At 39.2% G+C, this 22,314-nt stretch carries 14 protein-coding genes; all 14 read right to left on the bottom strand.

Annotated features, from left to right (window positions below; all coding sequences use genetic code 11):
- The coding region (locus tag VGE44_RS03125; RefSeq protein ID WP_331076299.1) for an STN domain-containing protein at nt 1-625 on the bottom strand (625 nt) is incomplete at its 3' end.
- A gap of 117 nt (nt 626-742) precedes the next feature.
- Complete coding sequence (locus VGE44_RS03120; RefSeq protein WP_331076298.1) at nt 743-1,930, bottom strand: FecR family protein; 1,188 nt, start codon at nt 1,928-1,930, stop codon at nt 743-745.
- Nucleotides 1,931-2,022: 92 nt separating this feature from the next.
- A complete protein-coding gene (locus VGE44_RS03115; RefSeq protein ID WP_331076297.1) occupies nt 2,023-2,604 on the bottom strand; it encodes an RNA polymerase sigma factor in 582 nt (193 codons plus the stop codon).
- A gap of 565 nt (nt 2,605-3,169) precedes the next feature.
- Nucleotides 3,170-4,786 carry a SusD/RagB family nutrient-binding outer membrane lipoprotein gene (locus VGE44_RS03110; RefSeq protein ID WP_331076296.1) on the bottom strand — a complete coding sequence of 539 codons (1,617 nt, stop codon included), beginning with the start codon at nt 4,784-4,786 and terminating at the stop codon, nt 3,170-3,172.
- 38 nt (nt 4,787-4,824) lie between these two features.
- Nucleotides 4,825-8,211: a SusC/RagA family TonB-linked outer membrane protein gene (locus VGE44_RS03105; RefSeq protein ID WP_331076295.1), complete on the bottom strand. Its 3,387-nt coding sequence runs from the start codon at nt 8,209-8,211 to the stop codon at nt 4,825-4,827.
- Nucleotides 8,212-8,331: 120 nt separating this feature from the next.
- On the bottom strand, nt 8,332-9,399 hold the full coding sequence (locus VGE44_RS03100) for a FecR family protein (protein WP_331076294.1): 1,068 nt from the start codon (nt 9,397-9,399) through the stop codon (nt 8,332-8,334).
- 121 nt (nt 9,400-9,520) lie between these two features.
- A complete protein-coding gene (locus tag VGE44_RS03095; protein WP_331076293.1) occupies nt 9,521-10,087 on the bottom strand; it encodes an RNA polymerase sigma-70 factor in 567 nt (188 codons plus the stop codon).
- Between the two features lie 233 nt (nt 10,088-10,320).
- The gene (gene uxuA / locus VGE44_RS03090; protein ID WP_331076292.1) at nt 10,321-11,517 is read right to left on the bottom strand and encodes a mannonate dehydratase; all 1,197 of its coding nucleotides are present in this window, start codon (nt 11,515-11,517) and stop codon (nt 10,321-10,323) included.
- The gene (locus VGE44_RS03085; RefSeq protein ID WP_331076291.1) at nt 11,517-12,332 is read right to left on the bottom strand and encodes an SDR family oxidoreductase; all 816 of its coding nucleotides are present in this window, start codon (nt 12,330-12,332) and stop codon (nt 11,517-11,519) included. The genes uxuA and VGE44_RS03085 overlap by 1 nt, the downstream gene beginning before the upstream one ends.
- A gap of 543 nt (nt 12,333-12,875) precedes the next feature.
- The gene (locus VGE44_RS03080) at nt 12,876-16,028 is read right to left on the bottom strand and encodes a hypothetical protein (protein WP_331076290.1); all 3,153 of its coding nucleotides are present in this window, start codon (nt 16,026-16,028) and stop codon (nt 12,876-12,878) included.
- A gap of 115 nt (nt 16,029-16,143) precedes the next feature.
- Complete coding sequence (locus VGE44_RS03075) at nt 16,144-17,463, bottom strand: sugar MFS transporter (protein WP_331076289.1); 1,320 nt, start codon at nt 17,461-17,463, stop codon at nt 16,144-16,146.
- A 74-nt stretch (nt 17,464-17,537) separates the two neighbouring features.
- Nucleotides 17,538-18,290: a glucosamine-6-phosphate deaminase gene (locus VGE44_RS03070; RefSeq protein ID WP_331076288.1), complete on the bottom strand. Its 753-nt coding sequence runs from the start codon at nt 18,288-18,290 to the stop codon at nt 17,538-17,540.
- A gap of 13 nt (nt 18,291-18,303) precedes the next feature.
- On the bottom strand, nt 18,304-19,491 hold the full coding sequence (gene nagA, locus VGE44_RS03065; RefSeq protein WP_331076287.1) for an N-acetylglucosamine-6-phosphate deacetylase: 1,188 nt from the start codon (nt 19,489-19,491) through the stop codon (nt 18,304-18,306).
- 207 nt (nt 19,492-19,698) lie between these two features.
- A complete protein-coding gene (locus VGE44_RS03060) occupies nt 19,699-21,924 on the bottom strand; it encodes a transglutaminase-like domain-containing protein (protein ID WP_331076286.1) in 2,226 nt (741 codons plus the stop codon).
- Nucleotides 21,925-22,314: the final 390 nt, after the last annotated feature.

The raw sequence follows: 22,314 nt of genomic DNA, 5'->3' as shown, positions 1-22,314 counted from the left end.
CCAAGGTTACATTGATAGCAGTTCTATTATTTACCGCAACTTCCTTGCTTTCGTATCCAATATAGGTAAACGTTAATACAGCATTATTATCCGGGATACTGATAGAAAAATTACCATTGATATCAGTTGATGTACCTGTTGTTGTACCTTTAACACGCACACTTACCCCAACAAGTGATTGCCCCTTTGTGTCAACCACTTTTCCGTTTACAATAACCTGAACATTTTGTTCTGGTATTTCACTAACAACATCCTCTTTAGAATTTACAACAATAGTCTGATTTTCAATTGAATATGTTAAAGGCTGACCTTTAAAACAAATTTCAAGAACTTCTTCAATCTTGACATTTTTTACATTAATGCTGACAGGCTTTGCAGCTTTAATTACTGATGTATTATAGAAGAAATCAAATCCACTCTGCTTCCGTATTTCCTTAAAAACATTAACTAAGGAAGAATTTTTAGCAGACAGACTGATCTTCTGGCTGTAACTATCTGCTGCCAGAGAGATCTGAAGAAACATGGTGACCGATAAAATAAAAGTGAGTTTCATAACCAACAGATATTTCAAAATCATACGGGTCTCAGCCCATAATGAGGATATTGAGCATAAATATTTATACATTTGAATGGGTTTTAGTTGTTAATAAATGTTATCGCATTATTTGTCAATCGACGACCCATAGCCGGAGGGTGTTCCAAGCACCTCCGGTTTCTTTTTGGTTGCCGTTTAGTTTTAATTTCAATTCATAACGGTAACCCTCCTTCCCTGTACTTTAAAATTGACCGCTTTTGTTCTTTGTAATATTCTGAGCACTTCTGAAATATTTTTAGATTTTGAAACCGCCCCGCCGAATTCACCTACCGGCTTTTCACCTTTATACTCTATATCCACATTGTACCAGCGTGCAATTTTCCGCATAATGCTTTCAATATTTTCATTGTTAAACAGAAAATATCCATTTTTCCAGGCAATGAACTCCTCCGTATTTACACTATTCACCCGAACGAAAGGAATATCAGGATTAACTGAGGACTGCTCTCCGGGTTGTAAAGTTTGTGTAGTCTTACTATTTTCTCTTAATATCTTAACACTACCTTCAATCAAGGTGGTTCTTACTGTAACTTCATCAGCATAAGAGTTGACGTTAAAATGTGTTCCAAGTACCTCCACTACCTGTAAATTACTCTTCACACGAAAAGGCATTTTCTTATTGCTTACAACTTCAAAATATGCTTCTCCTTTTAATTCAACCATCCGTTCATTTCCGGTAAATATTGCCGGATAACGCAGATTGGATGCTGCGTTAAGCCAAACCTGAGTTCCATCAGGAAGAACTATCTTATACTCTCCTCCCCTGGGTGTTTCAATAACATTAAACAGATTCTGACTTGAGGAATTAGCACTCTTAGATGATTTCGGTGAATAAACCAGTTGCCCTCCCTGTTTAGTAATATCTAAACCAGCCTGATCGGCTATCTTACCGTTTGTTGCCTGATCTAAATTGATCTTAGTACCATCTGCTAAGGTCAGCACCGCCATGTTTCCACCAGGAGCAATATCTTTAATAACTGGCTTTGGCTTGGCGACAATTCTGGATTGCTGATTTATAGAATGTGATTTATATAGGTAAAGACCGATAGTACAAAATATTAAAATCGATGCAGCTGCAACTAAACGTTTCCATGAGAACCACAAAGGTCTTACTAATCCCGAAGTCTCATAGTCCTGCTCAAAAGATAAAACCTGATACAGTTCTTCTTCTAACTTCTCGATTTCAGGTTTAGACATGCCCTGGAATACATCGTCTTCATGCTCGAAATATTCATAGTAAGTTTCAAGAAATTGTATCTCTTCTTTGTTTGCTGTACCAGCAACATATCGTCGGATCATTCTCAGGATCTCATATCTACTATTAAACTTTGTCATCAATTGATTGAGTTTAACAGCTATGTACCCCGGAAGTCTAATTGTCCTAAAAGATTTTCATTTTTTTATATAAAAAAAATGAAAATCCTCTTTTACTTAATATAGTGAGAAATGATCAGGCTTATAAAAAGCACCTTACTGAGCTTTAACCTGAGATTGACAAGGGCGGTATTTAATTGATTCTGAACAGTTTTCTGACTAATTCCAAGTTTTTCTGCGATCTGTCTGGTAGATAACTCCTCTTCCGCATACATTAGGAAAATTGCCCTGCGTTTAGATGGCAAAGCCTCAACCCATAATCTGATCAGCATAAGAATCTCAGTTTCAATTAAGGCATCGTCAGTGTGAACCGGTGAAATAAGTAAAATCTCAAATTCATCCAGTAAGGGGCTTAATGCCGGCTTTCTGGATATTTGCTTGAAAACCTGAAAACGAACTGCGGTATGTAAATAAGCCGATAAATCAGCAATACTAACCTCATCCCTGCGTCTCCACAGATCAGAAAGCACAACCTGAAGAATATCCTGACACTGCTCCTTATTCTTTAAGCGCTTATAAGCACTATTAAAGAGGCTTTGCCAGTACTTTTTGTAAATAATTGTATAGGCATCCTTATCGCCCAGTTTCAACAGGTCGTATAATTCCTTGTCTGTCTGTTGCTTTGGATCCAACATGTTTTAAAGTTAATAAGAATTTAGTACGATAAATAAGGTCTATTCATTATTGATATTTTCATAAGTTTCAAAAGCAAAAAGTACTGAATAAAAAGTAAATCATATTTTAAGTTTAATGAATAATTTATCATTAAACGAATGAAGCCTTCAACAAAATTGAACAGCTCCCGAAAGCAACTTGCTTAATCTAACATGCTTTAAATCCGGCAACTCTCTATTAGTACTGAATTTAATTAGCTAATTTGAGTTTTTCTTTCCTGGGTGATCTAATTCATATTTAAAGAAAGTCCCTGTAAAAGACAGAGTTAGTTCAGATTAACAATATTGCTTTTCTATAAGATTCCATCATTCAAAGAATAAATTTCATTTAATTCTGATTAACAAGCAATGATATTTCAGGAAATCTTAAACTTAATTTCTTAAAAATTATACAGCAAAGGAATAATTCACAAAAATCAGATTAATTTAAAATCACAGCGCCTTAAAATACAGAACACCGGCATTCAACAAAAAAAGCGCCTGCCGAATTAACAACAGACGCTTCATGATGAAAAAAGTATTATGATTATTGTTTATCCCACCATATCCTGGTCAAAAATAAATCTGGACCCTGTGAAGCAATTGCTGCATTATAATTGTCAGTATTCAATGCGGCTTCTGCATCAGGATATCGCAAGCGTCTTTGAATTATTCCTCCTGTTTCATTACCAGGATAATTTGTAGGAATCAGTACTGGATAGCCGGTTCTACGCCAATTTGCAAATGATTCAATATTATTCATCTGTCCAAACATTGAAACCCAAAACTGAGTATGAATCTGGCGCATCTGTTCTTCAAAGGTAGCTGCAGAATTATAAGGATTTGCAGCAAGATAGTTTGCAGCTGCAGAAGATGCATCCGGAATTACTAAAGCAGCATTCGGATAAAGGGATGTAGCCAATAAATGGGCAGTCAATCCCTTTTCGTAATGTTCCTTTGCCGTTCCAGGCCCCCAGCCACGTAATGCAGCTTCTGCAAGAAGATATTCAACTTCGGCATAGCTTTGAAAAGTAGTTGGAGCTTCCAGATGCGCGATGGTATTAATATTCACTTCTGAAAAATCTCTTTGCATATCTGCGTTCCAGTTTGGAATTAGATTTGCAATAGTTGTATAGTCATAATTTCCAGGTAATCCTTTTTGTTTTGCGGGATCTGAATTTACAGCAAGCTCTGAAATACTTATATTCCCTCTCCAAAGAGTAGCATAAAAAGGTAATCTTGGATCATTCGTGACCTGAAGATAATCAATGAGCGTTTTATTTAGTTTAGAAAAACCACGGCCCTGAGCAGAAGGAGGTACACCTTCAGCGGTTTGCAACTGACGTGAATCCCAGTTCCAGTTTGTACCGGAAGCTGAGGTATGTGCAAGTTTAGCAATGTCTGAATTGCTCTGCATTACACCTCCGGCAATTGCTTTTCTGACCCATAATTCTGCTTTGGCTGGATCAACTTTGGTCATACGCATACCTAGTCTAAGCATCAATGAATAAGCAAATGTTCTCCACTTTGCAGGAGCACCGCCATAAACAAAATCAGCTGTACCATAAGAAGGTTTAGTTGCATCCAAAGCCTTTGCAGCTTCCTCAAGTTCTTTGAGCATATCTGCATATATATCAGCCTGTTTATCATATTTAGGTTTATAAATACCATTAAGTCCGGAAGCCGCCTCGGTATATGGCATATCCCCATACATATCAGTAACCCTGTGTAATATCTGCACTCTCCAGATTCTGGCAATATTATACTGATTAATCATATCTCCCTTGCCTTTAGTGAGATTAATAATCTGCTGAGTTTCTTTCAGTTCAGTACTAAATGCAGTATTCCATAGACCATTATTATAATCTGCCTTTCCCTGGTACAGGTATTTCACCCCTGTCCATTGGAAAGCATTAAGTGAGGAGAAATATTGAACAAAAGATCCTGCTTGTTTTGAATTTGGATAAAGTGTATTTCCATCACCAACACCGGCATGTCTGACGATCGTAGCAGAAAAAAGGCTGCCAATCACTGGTTCGGTGAATGCATTAGGATTTTTGTTCATTTCTTCAAATCCCTTATCACAGGCAGGCATAATGAGAACCACTAAGGCTCCAATTGCTAACAACCTGAAATTGAATGTTCTTATTATATAGTTTATCATGATAATTTCAATTTGATTAATAATTGATAATCTGTTGATTAGAATTTCACCAAAAGGTTAAGTCCAAAACTTCTTGTTGGTGGTACTCCGAAATTTTCCAGTCCGTAAGAACTTCCACTGACACTGTAGCTGGATTCAGGATCAACATTTGGTGTCTGATTATAGACCATCCAAAGGTTTCGAGCGACCAATGACAGATTAGCTGATTGGAAAGGAGTCTTAGCTATCAGTTTTTGTGGCAGGGTATATCCAAATGTTAACTGTCGTAATTTGATAAAATCAGCATCATAAACAAACTCATCAGTGATCGAATAGGCAATACCTTGAAAATAATCCTGTGCAGAAAGTAGTTTTGTAAAAGGGGCACCATTTTGATCAACACCTGTTACAGTAACACCTGACTCCCTGACTCCACCAGAAACAGTACGTTTATCTAAACCAAACCTGGTCCCGTAAGCATTGGTAGATGTATAGATTTTGGCTCCAAATTTTCCATCTAAAAGGAAGTTCATAGAGAAAGCCTTATATCTGAAAGTATTTGTCAGGCCTAAAGTCAATGGAGGAACTCCTCTACCCAAAGGCATAATGGTACTTTGAATGGGCAAGCCACTTGCATTATTGTATACCTTGTTACCGCTCGCATCTTGCTTGATTTTAAACCCCGCAATCATACCATAAGGTTGCCCTTCATAATGATTCACGCGTGCGTTTTGGGTTCTTGGCTGACCTCCAGTTAGACTGCTCAAACCTTCAGCAATCTTAACAACAGTATTCTCATTATAGGCCATATTAAAACTCAAATCCCAGTTCAAACCCTTATTCGATCTAATAGCAGCCCCGGTTAATAACACTTCAATACCACGATTACGCATTTCTCCAACGTTTAAACTTACAGAGCTATACCCAGAAGTAGTTGGAATAGTGGCACTTACAATATCATTTGTGGTTGTCTTTTCATATACTGTAAGATCTGCCCCAAAACGGTTGTTAAAAGCTCTGATTTCAATACCAGCTTCAGCAGTTGTTGAAGTGAAAGGCTTTAATGGGTTAGGAATTGTATTTCCTGTAATTGTCATTAAAGGCTGACCCAAATGTGAGATTGCTCCAGCAGAATATAATAGATCAAGGCCATATGGGCCAGGCATACCACCACCAACCTCAGCCCATGATGTACGGATTTTACCATAATCCAACCAGGAAGGTTTAGAACTCATTGCATCTGAGAAGACAAAGCTTAATCCAAGGGATGGGTAAAGCACACTATTACTGGAAGGAGAAAGAGTTGAAAACCAGTCCTGACGTGCAGACAAACTCAGATACAGGTAGTTATTATAACCAACATCTACTGAACTAAAAAGTGAATTAATAGCTGATTCACCAAAATTATCAGTGAAACTCTGACTGGCACCATTACTTATAAAATAGTTAAAGGGCACATTCAGGTTACCGCTGCTTAGGCTTCCGGATTTATTTTGAGTATACATCTGATTACCCCCAACCAAAGCATTTACAGAGAACTTGCCGAAAGTTTTATCAAAACCAATGAGACCTTCTAAGTTTGTTTCATAGCCATTAATCCGATTTGTACTATAAGTTCCGAAATTATTATACTGCTGCCCGGTAGGAACTATACTCCAACCGTTGGTATTGAAGTAATCAATTCCAGCTCTTGCTCTGGCATAAAGAAAATCAGAAATATTAAAGCGGGTACTGAATGACCCTATAAACCTGCGGCGTTCATCTTCATTCTTCACCTTATTCACAGCAAAATATGGGTTAGTAACAAAAGGATCATCGGCCCATGCCACCTCGAACTGATTTGCATCATAACCCGGGTCTAATGTGCGGACATCCAAACTAGTAGCCATAACACCTACTGAAGCATTTGGATTATTCGTAAAGTCCGCAATAGAAGTTCGGTTCTTATTTAACTCTATATTATATTGTGCACTACCTTCAAATATGATCTTTTTTGACAAATTCGCATTTGCACTTAAATTGAAAGTATTCCTGTTAATCCCTGAATTTGGAATTATTCCATCATTTTGCATATCGGAAACAGAAAAACGGAAATTAGCATTCTCAGTTCCACCATTTAATGCAATGGTATTTGAAATGGTAGCACCTGTATTATAAAAGTTCTTATTATTATCTTTTTGTGCACTATATGGACGTAATATTCCATCAAGCTGTACAACTGGTGTCCCATCTAATTTTGCACCCCATGAAGTTCTTCCCATAACCCGGGCTGAAGATGCAGATGTTGGTTTAAGCCCTCTATCACCTGATCCATATTCATATTGCCATTCAGGTATAGTTAGAACATTTTCCATAGTATAAGTCGAATTGAACTCAACACCAAGGCCTTTTTGAGCAGAGCCTGATTTCGTTGTGATCAAAATAACTCCGTTTGCTGCTCTTGAACCATATAAAGCGGCAGCTGGACCACCTTTTAAAACTGATAATGTTTCAATATCATCCGGATTAATACTTATTAGTCCATCTCCGCCATCTCTACCACCAAATGTTCCGGGTGTTCCATTATTAGAATTATTTATTGGCACACCATTAACAACATATAGAGGTTGATTATCCCCACTTAATGATCCGTTACCACGTATAATAACGCGACTGGACCCGCCCGGTCCTGTTGCTGTACTACTGGCATTGACACCTGCAATTTTCCCCGACAAAGCATTTCCCAGGTTATTTTCCCGTGCCTGGGTGAACGAATCACCTTTAACCTCTGTGAGTGAATAGGCAAGAGCCTTCTTATCTCTGGTTATTCCCAACGCAGTTACAACAACCTCACTTAAGGATTGGAGATCTTCAACCATAACAATGTTTATAACAGATCTGCCACTAACAGGAATCTCCTGACTGACATATCCTATATAACTAAAAACCAGGACGGAATTTTCGGGAAAATCAAATGAATAATTTCCCTGTGCATCTGTAGATGTACCCAATGTACCTCCCTTTAGCTTTACACTTACTCCAGGAAGCGTTATACCTTTCGAATCAGTAACCTGGCCTCTTACAATAGCTTTTAAATCAGTCATTAAATTACTTATCTTTTTTACGACGATTACCTCGTCAACAACCTCAAATGTTAAAGGCTGGTTAAATAGAACCTGATTCATTACATTTTCAATTGTTCCTTCATTAATTACCACGTTAATTTTCTGATCAAGATTTACCTGATCCAAACGATAGAAAATGGAATAATTGCTGTTTTTTTCAATCCGCTTAAACATTTGTTTAACGGTGGTATTACTCTCCTTAAAATTAAAAGATTGGGAATGTACCTCAGCCCGTAACTGAAATATGACTGCTAAGGTTAGTATTGCTATTAATTTCATAGCCCGGATCGTTTTCCGTCGTAATTGCGCGACGAATTCTGCATTTTGATAAAGAATTTTCATAATTTTGATTGTTTTAGTTAATACTGGCTTCCCAAAGCATTGGGTATTAGCTACTCTTGAGCCGGAAGTGTTAGCGCACTTCTGGTTTTTTTGTCTGCTTATGTCATAGGCTGTTTTCCTTTAGTTATTTTGTTTTTTAATCGTAATGGTTCTACCATATTTTTCATAATCTATATCTGTTGTTTCTTTCAATATTTTTAACGCCTTTTCAACATTATCGATATTCTTGAAACTACCTGTATAAACATAATTTTTCAGTTTTAAATCATCTATTATAATATCAACATCGTATCTCCTCTCCATAATTTTTATAATCTCCTGAAAGGTCTTGCCTTCAAAAACAAGTAAATCTTCAGTCCAGCCTGTGTATACTTCAACTTGCGAAGGATTAATTTTTTGAACTTTAACTTCAACTATTTCAGAAAAATCCTTTGGAGACTGGATGATGGAATTTATAACCGGAGCATAGTTAAGTTTTAGCACTTGTTGCTGCTTAACAGAAATTACTTGTGACTTATCGGAGTCGATTGCCAATTTCCCTTCAACCTGTACTTCTCCTTCGATAACCGTAGTTTCAAATGACAGGTCATTAGCATAAGCTTTCACATTGAAAATAGTGCCTATATCACGAATCGTATAATTCTGTGTATTTACTATAAACGGGATTGTGCTTTTAGAGATATCAAAATATGCTTCGCCATCTAAATAAACAGTACGTGAGCTTTGTCCAAAGTCTTCCTGAAATTTAAGAGAGCTGCCTGCGTTAATAGTAACTTTTGTTCCATCTGGCAAAACAACTCTGCGGGTAGATCCTTTAGGAACCCTAAATTCACTGGAATATACATGGTTAAGATTGCTTAATTGGTTTTTTTGTACTATACTGAAATAAAATCCTATAGCACAAATGAGTAATACTGAAACTGCAATAGATAACTTCTTCCATAGAGGTATGACTGATTTATTTACTTTCTGTTCTAATGCTTTATTCAGGAACTCAGTATACGCTCTCTCAGAATCAATAAAGCCAATCTTATAATAAATAGATCTTTGCCAGGTTTCATAAGTCTGGAGATAAAACTCTTCATGAACCTCACTGCTGCCAATCAAATGCTTTGCCATAGCAATCTCTTCTTCATTGGCTTGCCTGGTTACATACTTTGTTATTAAAACTTTATCTATTTCTTTCATGCTTCTAGATTTAAAGACAACTATTTATACCTATACCCCCAATACGCGTTAATTTTTTGTTAATTTATTTTTATGAATTATAGTCTTGAATCTTGACCTTGCAGAATTACGCAGGGATTGATTATATAATAAGGAGAAGTACAATGCTGATCGTATATCCCAAACTCTTTCTAAGTTTCTCAAGAGCTATAGTAATATGGCGTTCGACGGTATTCTGAGAGATGTTTAGCCTTTCGGCAATCTCTTTATTCTTGAGATACTCGAACCTGCTCATTTCAAATACAAGCTTACATTTTTCGGGCAGCGTATCTATTGCTTGCCTGATCTGTTCGGCAAGTTCTTTTTCATGATATGGATTTGTGTCATGTTCCGGAATTTCATCAAGCAATTTATTCCTGATCATGTAGTTCACATACTCATTTTCTATACGCTGATGCTTGATATGGTTCAAACATTTATTCTGAACCACTTTATATAGATAGGCAGTAACCGAGGTGGTGAATAACAATGTTCCCCGCTTCTCCCAAAGGAAAGTCAAAGAATCAGAAGCAATTTCTTTTGAAATATCAATATCATTCAAAAACCTATTAGCATAAAGTGTAAGCTTTACGTAATGTGTCTTGAAAACCACTTCAAACTCCTTTGAATCAACATTCCAAATGTTTGTATCTGAAGTATTATCATTCATATTTCAACAGCTCTTTAATTGCTTTCCATAAATTAATTTGTTGCTTTAAATTCTAAGATATAAAAAGATTCAGGAACGAAGTACCGGGAATGTTGTGGAAATCTAAGGTTTCGGGTGGGAAATGGGGAATGGGGAATAGGGAATGGGAATGGGAAATGGAACCCCGATAGCTATCGGGTATGGAATAGGGAATTGAGAGCGAATCTCATTTCTCACATCTCCTATCTCCTATCTCACATCTCACTCCTAATAATCCCATACTCCAGTCCCCTCAACTCTGCCAGTCCACGAAGGCGGCCAATTGCCGAATAACCAGGGTTGGTTTTCTTCTTAAGATCATCGAGCATCTGATGTCCGTGGTCGGGACGCATTGGAATGGAAACATTTCTTGCATGGGATATCTTTACCAATTGCTTAACAACCGCATACATATCCACATTACCATCTAAATGATTATCCTCATAGAAATCTCCCCACTCATTGCGGCGGGTACTTCTTAAATGTACGAAGTTGATGCGATCGGCAAATTGTTCAACCATCGCAGCCAAATCATTATCAGCCCTCACACCAAAAGAACCTGTACAGAAACAAAGTCCGTTAGACAATGAAGGTATGGCTGTGATCAGGGCTTTAAAATCTGCAGCGGTGCTCACAACCCTTGGTAATCCGAGTATTCCATAAGGCGGATCATCGGGATGAATGACCATTTTCACTCCACCCTCATGTGCAACCGGAATAATTTCACTTAAAAAATAGATCAGATTTTGACGAAGACGGTCTGCATTAATGCCCTTATAGGTGTCCAAAGCCTGCTGAAATTGCTCAATAGTGAAACTCTCTTCACTTCCGGGTAAACCTGCAATGATATTTCTTGTCAGAAGATGCTTTTCATCATCATTCATCCCGTCAAACCGAACTTTCGCCCGACTTATTTCTTCATCGGTATAATCAGATTCAGCACCAGGACGTTTTAAAATAAACAGGTCAAAGGCAATGAAAGCTGCTTTTTCGAAACGCAAAGCCTTTGATCCATCTTCCACAGTATAAGCCAGATCTGTCCTTGTCCAATCAAGAACCGGCATGAAATTATAGGTAATACACTTAATACCACAGGAAGATAAATTGCGGATACTCTGTTTGTAGTTGTCAATATACTTTAGAAAGGGACCGATTTGTGTCTTGATATTTTCATGAACCGGAACGCTTTCAACCACACTCCATACCATACCTGCATCAGCGACTTCCTTTTGTCTTTTTTGTATATCTTCAATCGGCCATACCGCTCCATTTGGTATATGGTGTAATGCCGATACAATTCCGGTACAGCCTGCCTGACGAATATCCGAAAGACTTACAGGATCATTCGGGCCGTACCATCGCATAGTTTGCTGCATTGCGCAGGATCCGTCTATTTTATAATTTGTATTCATTAAACTCCGGCAAAAATTGAAAAACCTCCATCAACACAAACCATAGAACCTGTAACGAATTTAGAAGCATCGCTTAATAACCATACCAGGGCTCCCTGAAGTTCGTCCGGATGACCAAATCTCTTGAAAGGAGTATTTCTGATTACCTTCTCGCCCCTGTCAGTAAATGTTCCATCAGGGTTAGTTAATAAATTTCTGTTTTGTTCGGTAAGAAAGAAACCCGGTGCCAGCGCATTCATACGAATACGATCCCCATAGCGATTTGCTAATTCGACAGCAAACCATTGATTATAACAATCAACTGCTGCCTTGCCCATATTATACCCCAAAACCCGGGTAATAGCACGCTTAGAATTCATGGATGAGATATTTACGATACTGCCCTTCTCCACCGAATTAACCATGGCTTCCCCAAAGATCTGAGTTGGAATTAAGGTGCCCCAGGTATTCAGATCCATCACACGTTTCATCCCATCAAGATTCATTTTAAAAATATCATCACCCGGTAAAAGTACACCATGTGGCTGATTACCTCCTGCACCATTTACAAGTCCATCAATCCGTCCGAAAGTATCCAATACCTTGTTTTTAGCATCAATCAATTGCCCCTCATCCATCGCATCCGCAATGAGAGCGACCGCCCGTCCACCGTTCTTGTTAATTGCATCTGCACGCTCATTGGCAACATCCTTATTTCTGCCTAAAATCCCTACTGCACCACCGGCTTTGACTATTCCCTTAATAAATGAATCGCCGAGAATACCTGTGCCTCCTGTTACTATGATTACTTTGCCTTTTAATGAGAATTCTTCCATGTTTTGTCGGTTGTCAGTTGTTGGTTGTCAGTTGCCTGTAAATTATTGTAGTTGTCAAATTTATTACTAATAGTTAATATCATTGAGCACTAATTTCAATGTAGCGGGATTCATTCTTGATACTTGAAAGCCTCCCCCTGCGATCGCTCGAACCTTACCCGCCCCCCTCTAAAGGGGGACAATAATCCTGGTTCATTGTCTATTATTACTCCAAAACAACAAATTTTAAATGAACCCTGATTTATCTCTATACTCACTACTCTATACTCTTACCTTAGCAAGCGACTGACGAATTTATCTTGCATGATGCCCAGGTAAATTCGTAAGTCTGAGAACTAAATTTCAAATGAACCAGGATTCAGTCTTGGTTCCTGGCTCTTGGTTCCTGGTTCAGTTGTCTATATTTATTTTCAAGCGACTGACGAATTTAACTTGCATGGTGCCCAGGTAAATTCGTAAGTCTGAAAACCAAATTTCAAACGAACCCGGATTTGTCTCAATACTTACTACTCTATACTCACTACTCTTTATTCTATACTCAAATCAATTAACCTTAATTACTCCCTCTCCCGCCTGCACTTCCAGTGATACCTGCTTTTTGGAACTATCATAAGTAAAGTTACGGGTTGCCTTGCCATTCAAAAGTACAGATTTTGGTTTTGATGCAGAAGAAATACTCAGTTTTGCAGTTTTTCCTACAGCATATTTAATACCATCAGCCGACCATTCAAAGGTTAAAACTTCTGATGAACTGAGTGTTTTTGAAGCATTTTTATTGCTGAAACTTGTTGCCATTGCGACAAAATCCCTGTCGGCGCTCCAGGTCATTGAAGCAGCATCGGTTTCAATTCCTCCGGTCTGATAAACTTTACCGGGCTTTGTACTGAAAGCGAACTTCTTACCTGATGCAACACCACTCACAAATCCATCACCCTCTTCAGTAATTACTTCAGAAACGCCATTACTGCCATCAGTAGTAATTAAATTAGCCATTACAAGGGGCTGACGGTTTGTAGTACTGGCAGAAACCTTTAACATTCCCTCCTTCTTCAAATGGCGTACACGTTGTAATGTATACAGATAATGAGGAGTTTCTTCTGCCTCAGTTTCAACTACTTTTGGTGCAAGGTGCATGAAATTAAGCGTCACACCTCCCTTGGTGATGTTCGAAACATCCTTGCCTGCCTTAATATGCTCAAGTTCCGCAGTTTGATAAAGCAGGGTTACCTTCGCATCCTTCTCAGAAGGAATAGCAGTATCCAGCATTAAAAGAGTGCGTGGCTTAATAAACAATACATTCCGGCTCAGATCTTTTACTTTATCGAAATAAATACGTCCGATATTGCCTGAAGAAAATGCGGCATCTTTCCCATCAAGGAAATTAGCGATATAGGCATGATCATCAAAACCAGGTGCATGATAAAGGTGATCTCCTGTACGCTGACTCTGCTCGTTCCCATCAATGAGTATTGTTGAATGCGCAACCGGCTGAATCAGTTTTGACTGATAGATCGGATCATCATAATAAGTAGAGTTTTTGAGGTGACGCTCTTCAATGAACAAAACTCCTTTGTCTGCTAACCAGATACTTCCCTGGTCGATGTGCTGGTGATTATAAAATGCACCTGTACGCATAACGAATGAAAAATCATCCTTTTCCCAACCACTTTTGAAAACTGTTGTTCCTATTTCGCGGAAAACCTTTACAGGATTCTCATCAAAAGGACTATCCTCAGGAATATTTTTGGTATTGAAAATTATATCCTCATAGTTCTCCTGAGTTTTCATGTAATTATAAAACCAGCTTAAACGTGGTTCTCTTCTTTTTTCAAGCAGAAAACTCCAGAATGTTGCAGGGACCATTGCACCTCCTGAATCACCGTATTCAAACCAAAGCTTGTCCTTGATCAGTCCGCCCCAGATAAATTCATTATAACTTCCAACCAAAGGTGCAGTAAGATCGATCTTAAAGACATTATTTAAAGAAGGAAGACTGTATGCCATATTGGAGAATGAATAGCTGTTGTAACCGTATCCTTCACCCCAGGCACCGTCTTTCTGGTCAACTACACGATTAATGAATCTGTAATATTTTATCAGAGCACCTGTAAAGTATGGTTCGAGATTTTCAGTTTCAGGTCCGTCAGCATAAACAGCCGACATATTCATTAATGATCCACCTAGAATCATAGCCAGCCAGTTTGAAGTAGCGGCGGTAATATCATCATTGTACACATAAGTACGATGAGCCCCATCAACGATATTCGCCATAATCGCTTTACGGATAAGACTGCTTTCTGTCGGTGTCATCACATCATAGGTGAGGTCATAAGCCTCTGCAACCCGGTGTGCCCAACTGCCAGTGCGGTGTTCACTGTAACGGCCACGATTAGTTTGCCATGGATGCGTCCAGTTTGGCCAGCCAGATATCTTAACCAGAACATCCTTAACATAATTACCGGCTTCCTTATCCCCATGAAAAGCATAAGCTCTTGCATTTAAACGAAGGGCTTCGCCGGTATGATAGATCTTATCACCCCATGCCGACCAGGTTGGAAGCCAATCCTCTTTCGGAAACTGATCCAAATCAAAAATCAGACTGCTAACCGGAATCTTGTCACGCTGAGCTTTTGCATTCTTAAGGATATCATCATAAACTTTTTTATACTCAGGCTGCTTAATTTTCACATCCAGTTCTTTCTTCTTTTCAGCATCGAACAATAAACGGGGATGCTTTCCTGCCATGTTCTGAGGAGCAATATGAATTGTAAATTCTGTATGAGCCAATTCCTTAGCACCATCCAAAGCTTTAATCTTTCCGATATAAAGTCCTTCGGGAAAGCTAAGCTTTAAAGGTTTAAGCGACCAATCAGTACCCGACTTAATTAAGTCGCCCTTAAAAAAGGATTTAGACTGTTCAGCAAATGAAACAATTTCAAGGTTTACGTTTTTCGCATCCAGCGGCCATTTACCACTCAGATTGAAATCATCTCCCGCGGCATAATGCTTTTTTGGAATATACTGGGCATATTCCGGTAATTTAAACATTTCCGGAGCACTGAAACGGAAGGCTGTTTCTCGTGCGGCAGAAAAGGAAATATCATCAATTCCAAAATAGATCGGCATATCCGGATCTGCTGAAGGGAATTTGGTAATAAAAGCTAAGGCATAAATTTTAACCTTATCCTTACCCGAAATCTTAGGATTCTCAGACACCAGATCATTAAAACTTACTGTAGCTGTCACCCACTTATTCCGTTCAGGATTATTGATCGTATAATCCAGTTTTCCAAGATTACCTGCAGCAAACCTGACTTTATAATATTCTGAAGGAGTATTTGACTTCAGATAATATCTGAATTTTACACTTGCACCGGGAACAAGATACATGTCGAGCAATTTCTGAGCACCAGCATAAGCATCCACATTAGTAAAAGCACGAACCTTTTGAACCACTGAAATATTAGGATCCCCGGGAACAATTTCATTCGGTCTGAAATCCTGATTATAAGCTATATCCTGCCAGTGAGGGTATGATGCCCAGGCTCCTAACTCCCGATCCTCGAAATTCTCGGTATACGACCATGGTTCAAGAACAACATCCGGGTTGGATGTGACTGGTGGAGCTAGCTGGGCATTGGCCAGAGCAGCAGAAAAAACTGCTCCCAAAGCAAATACATTTCGTAAATGATTCATTGGTATTAGATTATGATAAGAAAATTTATTAATGCTTAATTTAAGACATCATCAATTAAAATGACCGGCATGCCTACAATGCCTGCTTATTCAATGAAATCAATAGTATTTAGAATCAGCTGGTCCATTTGCGTAAACGGTATCCTCTGAATGCATAAAAAATCAGATACAAATAACAAGGCATTAATACCCAGTATGCATTACGGGCATCCCATATATCTACGAAATATCCGTAGATCAGGGGAAGTATCGCATTACCTGCTAAACCCATTACCATCAATGATGCTCCGACTTTAGTAAATCGGCCTAAGCCATCTAAAGCCAAAGGCCAGATCCCGGCCCAAACCAAGGAGTTAGCCAGACCAAGCATTACGACAAACCATAGAGAAATATCATTGGTATGACCCAGGAAAGTAACATCCCCTTTTGCGTAGATAATCATCAGGGTCAGAATTGCACCAAATATGGTACTTGCCTTCAATGCCGTTAACTGCGACATGAATTTTGGAATAAAGAATATACCAACCAGATAAGCACAGATCTGAGCCGTCAGAGTATATGAAGGGAAAACCTTGGCTTCAATCAGGTTAAGGTTCATTGTTGCCGCATAACTGATAACAGTATCAATAGAAATTACCTGGGTTCCTACATGAAGAAATATCGCGAAAGCTCCCAAAACAAGGTGCGGAAACTGCATAATACTGCTTTTTGACGAATTTGCCTGTGCCAGTTCATCGCTTTCATGTTCGGTATCAATTTCAGGAAGCGGTGAATAACGGATAAATAGACCAATCAGGAAAAGAAAGGTTCCTACACATGCGTAAGGAACAATTACCCTTTGGATAAGCTCATGAAAAGCTGCATCCTTTTCAGCCTGAGACATCGAGCTGATATTATCCAGCATTGCACTATCGGTAGCTTTGAAGATAACAGCAGCAAACAATAATGGTGCGAGAATACCGGCACCCTTATTACAGATCCCCATAATACTGAAACGCTGTGCAGCACGCTCTTTAGGCCCTAAAATGGTGATGTAGGGATTCGCTGCCGACTGGAGTAATGCCAAACCGGCTCCAATTGAAAATAAGCCAAGTAAGAACAATTCATAGGTCATCGTAATTGCCGCAGGGACGAAAAGAAAAGCTCCTGCCGACATGATCCAGAAACCGATCATCATCCCTTTCTTAAAACCTACATTTTTAAGCAGATAAGAAGCCGGAACTGAAAACAGCAGGTAGGAAATATAAAATGCGAAGGTTACCAAATAAGACTGAACGTGTGAAAGTTCAAATGAAATCTTAAAATATGGAATTAAGATCGCATTGATCCAGGAAGTAAATCCAAACATGAAAAACATGAATGCGATAATCACCATGCCTGTGATGGTATCCCGCTGACTTAATGATCCTACTGATACTGTTTTATTACTACTCATATTTTCTCTTTTAATTTCCGGATTTGAAGCCCTAGTTCTTAAATATAGTATTTTAATCGTTCTACCTTATTAACTTATAATTTGGATGCACTGTCTTCGTCAATGAATAAGATTGCATTGTCGTGCCTTCTGAGTATTGTGGAAGGATATTTCTCGCTGATCTCGCTGTTGATGGTATGATAAATAGCATTTGCCTTGAACTTACCCGGTACAATTGCAATAGCATAAGTTGATTTGAATAATGCAGGCATGGTGATCGTAAGTGCATGGGTAGGAACCTCATCAATCGTGCTGAAACAGCCATCATTTACCTGCTGAACCCGACAATCCTGATCAAGATCAACAACTTTTACTATCAGTGGATCATTAAAATCGGCAACATGCGGATCATTAAATGCCAGGTGTGTATTTTCACCTATCCCTAAACAAACGATATCTGTCGGATATTTAATTAAAAGGTCTGAATAACGTTTACACTCCTCCTGCGGATCTGTATTTCCATTCAGATAATTAACAGTACGGCAAGTTACATGGCTAAACAGTCTGTCTTTGAGAAAATTCCCGAAACCCTGCGGTGCATCAGGATCTAAACCAATATACTCATCCATGTGGAAGGCATTGATCTTTCCCCATTCAATATCCTTTTTCAGCAATTCGGCAAGGAATTCATTTTGTGAAGGAGCAGAAGCGAAAATGATGTTTACCTGCTCTTTTGTCTTTAGTAATTCAGCAATTCTGGCCGTCAGAGTTTCTGCAGCTGCAGCACCTAATTCAGGTCTTCCGGCGTATATATTAACCTGTAATTTATCCTTTTTAATCTCTCTCATAATTGTATTCGTATTAATCTAATTTATTGTAAACAATTCTTCCCTGAACAATCGTGGTACTGATATTGATGTTTGAATCAAAAATGACAATATCTGCATCCTTGCCGCAAATTAATGAGCCTTTGCTTGCTCCCAGTCCCAAAATATTTGCTGGTGTAAGCGATGCCATTTTAACGGCTTCAAGCAATGGTACTTCGGCCATATTAACCATGTTCCTTACCAGCCGGTCGCAAGTTGCAACACTACCGGCAAAAGAAGTACGATCTGGTAATTTAGCTACCCCATCTTCAACAAGAACTTTAAGTCCGTTGTGTTTGCTTCCCAGGATGCTATCACCCGGAGGCATACCTGCAGCCCGCATAGAATCGGTGATCAAAGCAATGCGGTCCGGTCCTTTGATCTTATAGATCAGTTTTAATAATGGTGCCGGAAGGTGAATACCATCAGCAATGATCTCAACATCCATCTCATCGAGTAGATAAGCAGTTTCAATCACACCCGCATATCTGAAACAGTTTCTGCGGCTTACTCCCGACATGCAGGAGTAAAAGTGAGTTCCCAGCGTAAATCCAGCCTCAAAAGCCTCCAGAGCCTCTTCATATATAGCATCAGTATGTGCCATGGCAACCAGAATTCCCTTTGAACGAAGGTAATTTCCAAATTCGATCGCACCTTTCAATTCAGGGGCCGCACTCCATCTCTTGATATCAGATGAACGCGATAAAATATCCTTATATTCTTCAGGATCGGGGTTGCGGATATATCTCGGATCCTGTGCACCACGCTGTGACATCGCAAAATAAGGTCCTTCAAGGTGCATACCCAGAAACTGGGCACCCATTTTATTCTTTTTATCTGCTTTTTTGTATAAATCGAGGGTATTATAAAGTTCATCCAGTTCACTGGTCAGGGTAGTCGGCATCAGACCGGTAGTTCCATATTTGGCATGAGTTTCTGCAATCTTCAAAAAAGCTTCTTCCGATCCATCCATAAAATCGTGGCCACCACCTCCGTGAACATGGATATCGATAAAGCCGGGAGCAATATAATTCCCCTTTGCATCAATTTCAACCGCACCGGGAACATCAATATTCCCTTCTGCAACTTCCTTTATTTTCCCGTCAACAACTACCACAGTACCGCTGATGATGCGATAAGGGGTTAATATCTTACCATTGTATATTTTAAGTGTTTTTTCCATAATTGAATTGTATTCTGTAAAAATCGGGGATTTAGTCCCGGGGTAATTTTAATAAAAAATAATTGAGTTTAACACTCATTTCACAAATATTACCTCTGTTTATCCAAAACAGAGGTATCCTATATTTTAGGACTCCGGAAAGGGAAAATGTCCTACCCTCTTTAAAAATAAATCTATAATCAGGAATTATCATGAAGCAGAGAATCTTTATCCGGCGGCAGGGATGTAATTAATTTTAATCCTGCTTTTTGTTCCTGAATTGCCCATAACATCGATCGCATAAATTTCAATGATATTAATTCCGGAACTTAGTTTAACCTTACTTTCCCCGACTTTTAATAAACTCTCTAACCCATTTAAAACAATGTTAAAATGATCAAAGCCCGGGGAATCAGTTGCCAGATCAAGCTGAATTTCCCCATTCTGTATATAATGAACAGCAAAATCTACCTGGAACAGGTTGCCGTAAACGTCTGAAGGTCTGCGGACATAATAGCGATGTTCAGGCGTTTCGGGAGTTTGGGAATCGGTCCAGGCATAATAACCATCCCAGCCCCAATGGGTTCTTCCATGAGTTACCGGCAAAGGGGATCTTTGGCTCAGCCAGTTACTGCGGGGCAGCCAGCGGACTTCAGCAGTATTATAAAACCCATAACCACCTGAATACCCGGGATTGGCTTCATTGAATGTCACTTTCCACCAAACATAATCTTTGTTGATTTTACCTGAAAAAGCCTTCCCTCCAGCTTCCATAGCGATCGGAAGATCATTAGGATTAATCCGGCTTGCGCGCCTGTCCCGATCTGCAAATGACCATTTATCCCTGTCGATGATCTCTCCTCCCGGATAATAGGTTTTCAGAAATAAATCATGCAGTTCCAGAATATTTAAAGGGATTCCTGTTTTTTTATCATAGAACATGGTGTCAAAATTCGGGTCTGCCATGATCCACTTTTGATAATCCCGCGACCAGACTTCAACCAGTTCATGACCACCCCAGATTGCATAATTTGTATTTACAATCCGGGCAGGGATACCAAAACTCTGGCATGCCTGAGTGAAGACAATCGCATAATGGAGGCAATTTCCACCCTTTTTAGATAAATTTCCCGGTGCTGCAGGACCACTGAGTATTTTACTTGCATCCCAGCTAAGCAAATCTTCAAATTCAGAATTGGGCAGAAACCAATCCCAGTTTGCTGCTGTCCATGCCCGCAAAAGTTTAATCTTTTCCCATTCTGTTTTTGCCCCTTCAACCACCTGATCAAGCTTAAACTGTGCCCGGAATTCCTGAAGTTCAGGCAATGCAGGGTTCTCATGTATAAAATCAAAGGAAGAGCGAATCAGGGGGTAATTCTTTACTTCAGCTATAAAAATACCTGCGCCTGTTGAATTGCTGCGCCATGAACTTTTCAATTCCAGTCCTGTAATTTTGGGTGTACTGTTTCCGCTACCAGGATCAATACTATATTCAAGCTGAATGAAACGATGATTATTCCCTGCCGGCAAAGCTGAACCCTCAAAATTCTGCCAGGCTGTCCATCCCCCTGCTTCAGGCAGATGTGTATTTCCGCTTCTTATACGCGTTTGCCATTTTGAGCTTTCGGCATTTAAGACCCGGGGCCTGATCTCTGCAGCTTCCAGCTTAACAGGAAAATACATCACTCCTTCTAAGGCTTTATCAGCAAGATTAATGACCGGAGTTTGCAGCCAGGCCTTTTTGGCATAAGCCTGCAACTTTAGACGGATCGGATATTCGGCAATATTTGATGAGCTGCCTGCATACTTCCAGGTTTTTCCATTATCCATACTTCTCTCACTATTACCTGTAAATGAGGTAGGCTGTCCGATGATATTTCGGATAATCGAACTCAAAGCCATTGGAATCCTGAATTTCTCATTCTGATTGTGTACCCTAAGCTCAATCAGGTTTCTACCCTTTTTTAAATAGGAAACCGGAACCGGGACGGAAGTCCAGAAGTGGCGTAGCTCATAGACAATAGGCTTATTCCCATTGACCCGAAATTCAAGCTTTCCGCCACTCATTGGCTCAGCAGGCAGCATTGGATAAATGAGCATGCTAATCCATGCATTCCTGGCAGGCAAAACAGACAATTCAAGAACTTTCCTGATAATACGGCCTTTTGACAGCGTATCCCATGCTTCCGAACGAATAGAACCTAAGGTAACAGCATCATTTTCAATCAACAGATTATCCTCAAGCACAATCGCATTGTCTTCCAGTTTCAGATTCTGAGAAACAGATTGTGCCCATAAGTCTGCGGCCGTCCAGTTCTCGGCTTTGGATTTGAGAGAATCTTTAAATGATCCATTTTTGTAAGGATTCTCAAAATCTGCAGAAAACCCATCCATTATTCCGGCAAGGCATGCTATTGAAATTAAAACAATTCTGAAAATGGGTTTTGGCGACATAGTTTGTAAAACAGTAATTATCTAAATATTAAATTACAGCGTTCGGTTTATGGATTTGCGACCCCAAAGGGGTCGTATGTTTATAGAAAAATCATAAATCCCCGTTTTCCGACCCCGAAGGTGGTCGTAGGTGTTCGAAATTTTCACATACGACCCCTTCAGGCAATGTCATTAAGTTAAGGATTACGATCCTGACGAAAGTCAGGATCTCCTCCATTTTTTAAATAATACATTGTCATTCTGGCGAAGGTGGCTGTTGCACAACTCGGTTTCTAACCTCTGAAACTTCCGATTTAAACTGTAAGATGGGTCAGAATTTTTCTTAATATATTGATTAAATCTGCGTTTTTGCGTATTTTAGCCTATGCAGGGAAAGAAAATCAAACAGAG

Source organism: Daejeonella sp. (assembly GCF_036405355.1).
Taxonomy (GTDB): Bacteria; Bacteroidota; Bacteroidia; order Sphingobacteriales; family Sphingobacteriaceae; genus Daejeonella.
The sequence above is the reverse complement of the archived record's forward strand: the minus strand, read 5'-3'. Positions and strand labels throughout refer to the sequence as shown.